Annotated in this window: 8 protein-coding genes; 5 read left to right on the top strand and 3 right to left on the bottom strand. The window is 73.3% G+C overall.

Annotated elements, in window-relative coordinates; all coding sequences use genetic code 11:
* Positions 1-324, top strand: a 324-nt coding sequence (locus ACR9ZG_RS17430) for a hypothetical protein (protein WP_481286110.1), incomplete at its 5' end; no start/stop codon positions are given.
* A 118-nt stretch (positions 325-442) separates the two neighbouring features.
* Complete coding sequence (locus ACR9ZG_RS17425) at positions 443-649, top strand: hypothetical protein (RefSeq protein WP_481286109.1); 207 nt, start codon at positions 443-445, stop codon at positions 647-649.
* 6 nt (positions 650-655) lie between these two features.
* Here ACR9ZG_RS17425 and ACR9ZG_RS17420 read toward each other — a convergent pair whose 3' ends face one another.
* Complete coding sequence (locus tag ACR9ZG_RS17420) at positions 656-925, bottom strand: hypothetical protein (RefSeq protein ID WP_481286108.1); 270 nt, start codon at positions 923-925, stop codon at positions 656-658.
* Between the two features lie 82 nt (positions 926-1,007).
* Complete coding sequence (locus ACR9ZG_RS17415) at positions 1,008-2,120, bottom strand: glutamate--cysteine ligase (protein WP_481286107.1); 1,113 nt, start codon at positions 2,118-2,120, stop codon at positions 1,008-1,010.
* Positions 2,121-2,240: 120 nt separating this feature from the next.
* Between ACR9ZG_RS17415 and ACR9ZG_RS17410 the strand changes: the two genes are divergently transcribed.
* A complete protein-coding gene (locus ACR9ZG_RS17410; RefSeq protein ID WP_481286106.1) occupies positions 2,241-3,083 on the top strand; it encodes a hypothetical protein in 843 nt (280 codons plus the stop codon).
* Here ACR9ZG_RS17410 and ACR9ZG_RS17405 read toward each other — a convergent pair.
* Positions 3,061-3,489, bottom strand: coding sequence for a VOC family protein (locus ACR9ZG_RS17405; RefSeq protein ID WP_481286105.1), 429 nt, complete (start codon positions 3,487-3,489; stop codon positions 3,061-3,063). The two genes, ACR9ZG_RS17410 and ACR9ZG_RS17405, sit on opposite strands and share 23 nt — an antisense overlap.
* Before the next feature lie 94 nt (positions 3,490-3,583).
* On the opposite strand from ACR9ZG_RS17405, the gene ACR9ZG_RS17400 reads away from it, so the two are divergent.
* The gene (locus ACR9ZG_RS17400) at positions 3,584-5,401 is read left to right on the top strand and encodes a glycoside hydrolase family 15 protein (RefSeq protein ID WP_481286104.1); all 1,818 of its coding nucleotides are present in this window, start codon (positions 3,584-3,586) and stop codon (positions 5,399-5,401) included.
* The gene (locus tag ACR9ZG_RS17395; protein ID WP_481286103.1) at positions 5,398-6,729 is read left to right on the top strand and encodes an NAD(P)/FAD-dependent oxidoreductase; all 1,332 of its coding nucleotides are present in this window, start codon (positions 5,398-5,400) and stop codon (positions 6,727-6,729) included. Before ACR9ZG_RS17400 ends, ACR9ZG_RS17395 begins: the two co-directional genes overlap by 4 nt.
* Positions 6,730-6,828: the final 99 nt, after the last annotated feature.

Here is a 6,828-nt window from a genome sequence, read left to right as displayed (position 1 = left end):
CCTGGCCCTCCGGACCGCCGACGCCGGCGACCCGCCGCCCTTCCCGCCGCCCTTCCCGCCGGAGCCTCGCGCGCCTACGATCGCGGGCACCACGACAGGGCGCCGCCCACCACGGCGCCCGGGAAGGACAGCACCATGAGCGACGCCAAGCAGGAGTTCCCGGAGACCCCCTCCGGCGAGCCCATCGACACCGACGCCATCGCCGAGGGCGACAGCCCGGAGCCGTACGACGCGGACGGCGTGATCGAGCCGGACCGCACCGACCCCGCCGGCGACGACGAGTTCGACAACCTCACCGACGGCGGCGAGCGCCCGTTCGGCTGACGTTCAGCCGCCGTTCCACCGCGCGTCCGTCACCGGTCCGTCACGACATCTTGTCCCCCGGCCGTGTACCCCGGTAGGGTCGGCCTCACCAGGCTGCACGAAGGGGGAGGGGTGCCGCGTGACGACCTATGACACACCGATCGGGAACGCGCCGAAACCGGGACAGGACATCCACCTGGTCCGCTGGATCCGGTCGGCGGACGGCTGGAGCAGTCAGACCGTCCTCTGCACGTATCTGGGGGGAACGCCTCAGGAGTGGATCGTGGAGTCGGGAGGCGAACGCGTCGCCCTCTCCCGCGACGAGTGGGCGCAGTTCGCGTTCTGACGGGCGCTACAACCCGGCCTGGCCGGCCAGCACCTCCACCGCGACGCGCCAGTCGCGCGCGGGGATGCCCTCGCCGGCCTCCTCCTGTCCGGGAGGGCGGGCGACGAACGACGGCCACAGCTCGCCGGGCGTGCGCACCTCCTCGATCAGGCCGAGGTATTCTCCGCCGTAGTACACCTCCCAGGCCGCGGTCGCGGTCGGGCTGTACATGAGTGTCAGAGGAAGCGAGCCGTAGGTGTAGACGGCGTGCTGGTGCGCGAGTTCCTTGCCCGTCATCCCGGTCCCCTCCGCCTCGGTCGCACCTGCATCTGACTGGGAGAATAGGCGTGTTCGAAGCGCCGCGGAAGGCTTGGTGACGCTAGGCGACCAGGTCGTCGTCCTCGCTGGCCTGCTCGTGGGTGACCGCCACCGCGGTGGTCACCACGTCGCGCAGCCGGCCGCGTCGCGCATAGGCTGCGCGCTGCCGTCCCGCCCCTCCGCCGACGGCCAGCATGCGCGCGATCCCGCGCCGCACGAGGGCTGCGTCGCCGTTGGCCTCGAGGGCCGGCATCGTGTGCGCGACCAGCGCCTCCACCGCGTCGACCGCGCTCCCCTCGAGCCCGGTGACCGGATGCGGCAGCTGTCCCATCACGCCGGTGAGCGCCGCCTGCCACTCGGCGAGCCGCAGCGCGGCAGACGGGACGGCGACCGGAGGGATGCCCGCCCGGTGCTCCGCGTCCGCCGTCTCCACGAGCCCGCGGACGAGAGCCGCCAGGACGGCGGTGTCGCGGGCGTCGAGGCAGACGTCGGCTACCCGGACCTCCACGGTCGGCTGCCGGTGCGACAGGCGCGCGTCGAGGTACAGCATCCCCTTGTCGAGGATGACGCCGGTGTCGACCAGGAGGCGCTCGAAGCGGTCGTAGGCCTCCACCGAGCCGAACACATCGGTCGGCCCTGCCGACTGCCACTGGTGCCACGCGACGAAGCGGTAGCTGGCGTGCCCGGTGTCGGCGCCGCCCACGAACGGGGAGTTGGCGCTCAGCGCGAGCAGCACCGGCAGCCAGTTGCGGATCCGGTCGAGGATGCCGACGCCCTCCTCCCGCGAGTCGATGCCGACGTGAACGTGGCAGCCGCAGACCAGGGTGTGCCGCGCGGTCGAGCCGTAGCGCTCGAGCATCATGGCGTAGCGCGGATCGTCGGTGACGTGCGGCCGTAGCCGCAGCGGCGACATCGCGAGCGCTGCGGCGCGCGCGCCGTGCGGGCGCACCAGGCTGTCGGCGAGGGCGCGGCCGGCCACGATCTCGGCGAACAGGTCGGAGGTGCGCAGCAGCGGGCTGGTCTGCGTCTCGATCATCTCCTGCTGGATCTCCGCGCTGACCTGCGGGCCGCCCTCGACGACGGGCGCGTCGGCGAGCGCGAGCGGAGCGACCGGTGCCGCGACCCCCCGCTCGTCCACGAGGAGGAGCTCCTCCTCCACACCGAACGTGCGCACACCACCACTATCCGGGACGCACCGACGGCCGGGCAAGACCTTCAGCCGTGAATCCGCCGTGCGCCGCACCAGCGCGAACAGCACTCTGCGCCGCCGGCGACGCGCCCCTAGACTCGCGCCATGACCGAACACCGGCCCGTGGGCGGAACCGCGTCCCCGCCCACGCCCGCGCTCCAGCAGCTCTGGGCGGTTGCACTCGACGGCCGTCCCGGTGAGCTGGAGTCCGCCCTCGCGGCCGGGAGCCGCCTCCCCGGTCCGCGCGCGAACCTCGAGCTGGCCGGCCGTCTGGCCGACCTCGCCGCCGCCACCGACCCGTCGGACCGCGACACAGCGCTCGCCCTGTTGAGCGGGTGGCTCGCCTCGCCGCCGCGCATCAGCGCCGACGTCCCGGCCGACCAGGTCGAGTTCCTCGGCGCGTGCGCCGCCCTGGCCGCCGGCGCGCTCGGCGAGCGTGCGCTGCTGACGGCCGCCGCACGAGACAGCCGCTGGCGGGTCCGCGAGCTGGCGGCGACCGGTGCGCAGCGCGTGCTGGCGGCCGGCTGGCGGGAGGGGATGACCCTCATCCGCACCTGGCTCGACTCGCACTCCCCTCTGCTGGTCCGCGCCGCCGTCGCCGCGGTGGCCGAACCTCCACTCCTCCGCGACCCGGCCCACGCCGTGGAGGCGTGCGCGGTCGTCGGGGCCGCCGCCGACCTGCTGCTCATCGAGCCGCCGTCGCGGCGGCGGGAGGACGACGTCCGGGTGCTCCGCCAGGCGCTGGGCTACGCGGTCAGCGTGGTCGCCGCCGCGGCACCGGACGAGGGCGTCCCCCTCCTCGAGCGCCTGGCGACCGCAGAGGACGCGGACGCGCACTGGATCGCGCGGCAGAACCTCGGCAAAGCCCGGCTCGCGCCGCTGGCCGACCGTCTGGCCGTCGCCCGGGCGGCGGCCGAGGCTCCGGTCAGCCGCCCACGCCGATCGTGACCGTCCCGTCCGTCGCGAGCGGCCAGCCGGGGTTGTGGGCGACCTCCCACACGTGCCCGTCCGGGTCGGCGAAGTACCCGGAGTAACCACCCCAGGGGGTCGCCTCCGCCGGCTTCAGTATGCGCGCTCCGGCCGCGGCGGCCGCCGCGATCACCGCGTCGACGTCCTCGGGGCTGCGCTGGTTGCAGGCGAGCGCGATCCCGCTGAACCGGCCGTCGACGGGCGTCCGCGCATCCGCGGCCAGCTCCTCCCTGCTCCACAGCGCGAACGCCATGCCCGGCAGCTGGTAGAACGCGACGCCCTCGGGGGCGTCGGCGGCTCGCCAGCCCAGGCCGTCCTCGTAGAAGGCCCGCGCCCGGGCCAGGTCGTCGACGCCGAGCGTGACGAGGGTGATCCGCTGATCCATGCCGAGCAGACTAGCGCCGGCCGCCGACACGGCCCGCTGTTGCGGATCGCGGCGCGCTGTTGCGGATCGCGGCGGCGGGCGTTCAATGGGCCGTGTGACGCAGCGACGGATCGAGGACTACGCGCTCATCGGCGACCTCCACACCGCGGCGATGGTCTCGGTTCACGGGTCGGTGGACTGGCTGTGCCTGCCGCACTTCGACTCGGCCGCGTGCTTCGCGGCCATGCTCGACCAGGACCGTGCCGGCCGGTGGCGCATCGCCCCGCGCGGGGCCGACCGGTGCACGCGGCGGCGGTACCGCGGCGACACCCTGATCCTCGAGACCGAGTGGGAGACGCCGGAGGGCGGGGTGCGCGTCACCGACTTCATGCCCGTGCGCGACAAGGCCGCGGACCTGGTGCGGATCGTGGAGGGTCTCTCCGGCTCCGTCGACATGGAGCTCGACCTCCTGCTGCGGTTCGACTACGGGCACGTGGTCCCCTGGGTCACCAGCACCGACCGCGGCGTCCGCGCGATCGCCGGGCCCGACGCCGTGCTCGTCACCTCCGACGTGCCGCTGGAGGGCCGCGACCTGCGCACCGTCGCGGACTTCACCGTCGCGGCGGGCGACCGGGTGAGCTTCGTGCTCACCTGGTTCCCGAGCCACGAGCCGGCGCCCACCCCGGCAGACCCGGCGGAGGCCGTCGCGGCGACGGAGCTGTTCTGGAGCAGGTGGAGCGCCCAGGGCCGGGCGTACGGCCCGTATCGCGACGCCGTCCAGCGCTCCCTCATCACGCTCAAGGCGCTCACCTACGAGCCGACGGGCGGCATCGTTGCCGCGCCGACCACCTCCCTCCCCGAGCAGCCGGACGGTCCGCGCAACTGGGACTACCGGTTCTGCTGGCTGCGGGATGCCACGCTCGCCCTGCAGTCGCTGCTGACCGCCGGCTACGAGGACGAGGCCAGGGCCTGGCGGGACTGGCTGCTGCGGGCCGTCGCGGGCGACCCTCCCGACCTCCGCATCATGTACGGGATCGATGGGCGCCGCCGGCTCCCCGAGGAGTCGCTCGACTGGCTGACCGGTTTCGACGGATCGACGCCGGTCCGCATCGGCAACGCCGCCGCGGAGCAGCTCCAGCTCGACGTGTGGGGCGAGGTGCTCGACGGACTCGCGCTCACCCGGTCGACGATCGGCGCCGGCGACGACGCGTGGTCGGTGCAGCAGGTGCTCATCGAGCATCTGGGCCGCATCTGGCAGGAGAAGGACAGCGGCCTGTGGGAGATGCGGGGGCCCACCCGGCACTTCACCCACTCCAAGCTGATGAGCTGGGTCGCCGCCGACCGGATGGTGGAGGGCGCACGCCGTTTCGGTCTGCCGGGTCCGGTGCGGCGCTGGGAACGCCTGCGGGCGCAGATCCGCCGCGACATCCTCGCCAACGGCTACGACGCCGACCGCAACACCTTCGTGCAGTCGTACGGCTCGGACGAGCTGGACGCCTCGCTGCTGCTCATCCCCCGCGTCGGGTTCCTGCCCGGCGACGACCCGCGCGTGATCGGCACCATCGACGCGATCCAGCGCGAGCTGACGGTCGACGGCTACGTGCTGCGGTACCGCCCCGAGGCGAGCGACGACGGACTTCCCGGCCAGGAGGGCGTGTTCATCGCCTGCTCGTTCTGGATGGTGGACGCGCTCATCGGCGCCGGTCGCCGCGACGAAGCCGAGGAGCTGTTCCTCCGCCTGCTGGGTCTGCGCAACGATGTCGGCCTGCTCAGCGAGGAGTGGGACGTGCGCGCCGAACGGCAGCTCGGCAACGCACCGCAGGCCTTCAGTCACTTCGCGCTCGTCCGGAGCGCGTTCCAGCTGCTCTCCGGCGGCACGGCGACGACGGAGGGCCGCATCCCCATCGAGACCCCGGAAGGAGCGCGCCCATGACCGAGCCGCACGTCCTCATCCTCGGCGCCGGTTTCGCCGGCTTCACCCTGGCCCGCGACCTGAGGAGGGAGGCCGCGGCACACCGGATGCGGCTGACCGTGGTCGATCCGCAGCCGTACCTCACGTACAAGCCGCTGCTTCCGGAAGTCGCGGGCGGAGAGACCCAGCCGCGCGACACCGCGGTGCCGTTGCGGAGGCCGCTGAAACACGCCGAGCTGGTCTCCGGCTCCGTGGAGTCCGTGGAGCCCGAGAACCACGTCGCCGTCGTCCGCGGGATCGACGGGGAGACCCGCCGCCTCTCGTACGACCACCTCGTCTTCGCGCTGGGCGCGGTGAGCAAGGTGCTCCCCATCCCGGGCCTGGTGGAGAACGCGATCGGGTTCTCGAGCATCGAGGAGGCGATCTATCTCCGCGATCACGTCCTGGAGCGCCTGAGCTTCGCGGCGACGACGACGGACCCTGCCGCACGGCAGCGCGCGCTCACCTTCGTCTTCATCGGCGGCGGGTACACCGGCGTGGAGGCGATCGCCGAGCTGCAGCGTCTCGCCGCGGCCGAGCTCGGCCGTCTCCCCGAGCTCGACGGCGAACGGATGGCCTGGCTGCTGGTGGAGGTCGCCGACCGCATCGCGGCGGAGCTCCCGCCCCAGCTCTCCCAGTGGACCCTCCGGCTCCTGCGCCGACGCGGCATCGAGGTGCTGCTCGACACCGAGACGAAGAGCTGCGAGCACGGCGTCGTGCAGCTGAGCGACGGCCGCTCCGTCCCGACCGACACACTGGTATGGGTCGCCGGCGTCACGCCCAACCCGGTGCTGCGCCACGCGGGCCTCCCGCTCGGCCCGAAGGGACACGTCCAGTGCGACGCGACCCTCCGTGTGGTCGATGACGACGGCTCGCCCGTCGACGGACTGTGGGCGCTGGGGGATGCTGCCCAGGTGCCCGATCTGACGGCCGAGAAGCAGCCGGCGTACTACCCGCCGAACGCGCAGAACGCGATCCGGGAGGCGAAGACCCTGGCCCGGAACCTCCGCCGAGCAGCCGCGGGCGAACCGCTGCTCGAGTACCGGCACAAGAACCTCGGCACGCTCGCCAGCTACGGCGGCCTCCAGGGAGCGGCGGTGCTCCGCGGTGTCCCGCTGCGTGGCGTGCCGGCGTGGGTCGTCGACAAGCTGTACCACGCCATCGCCCTGCCGAGCACGGCCCGGCGCCTGCGTCTCGCGCTGGGCTGGATCGCGAACACGGTCACCCCGCGCGACACGGCCCCGACCGGCGCCGTCCGCCAGCCGCGCCGACGCTTCGAGGAAGCGGCACGCATGCAGGAAGACGGTTGAGCCGTCAAAGAAAGCATCGTTAAACGGAAAATGGCCACCCAGCACTGGGTGGCCATTTCACGAAGAAGTCCGGCGGTGTCCTACTCTCCCACAGGGTCC

The organism is Leifsonia sp. KNZ12-8B (assembly GCF_056755495.1).
This window is presented reverse-complemented; position numbering and strand designations above follow the sequence as displayed.

What these genes read in the sequence shown, in the direction of transcription:
- ACR9ZG_RS17405 (WP_481286105.1), bottom strand. Translation starts at nt 3,489, where the DNA reads ATGGATCAGCGGATCACCCTCGTCACGCTCGGCGTCGACGACCTGGCC.
- ACR9ZG_RS17420 (WP_481286108.1), bottom strand. Translation starts at nt 925, where the DNA reads ATGACGGGCAAGGAACTCGCGCACCAGCACGCCGTCTACACCTACGGC.
- ACR9ZG_RS17410 (WP_481286106.1), top strand. Translation starts at nt 2,241, where the DNA reads ATGACCGAACACCGGCCCGTGGGCGGAACCGCGTCCCCGCCCACGCCC.
- ACR9ZG_RS17395 (WP_481286103.1), top strand. Translation starts at nt 5,398, where the DNA reads ATGACCGAGCCGCACGTCCTCATCCTCGGCGCCGGTTTCGCCGGCTTC.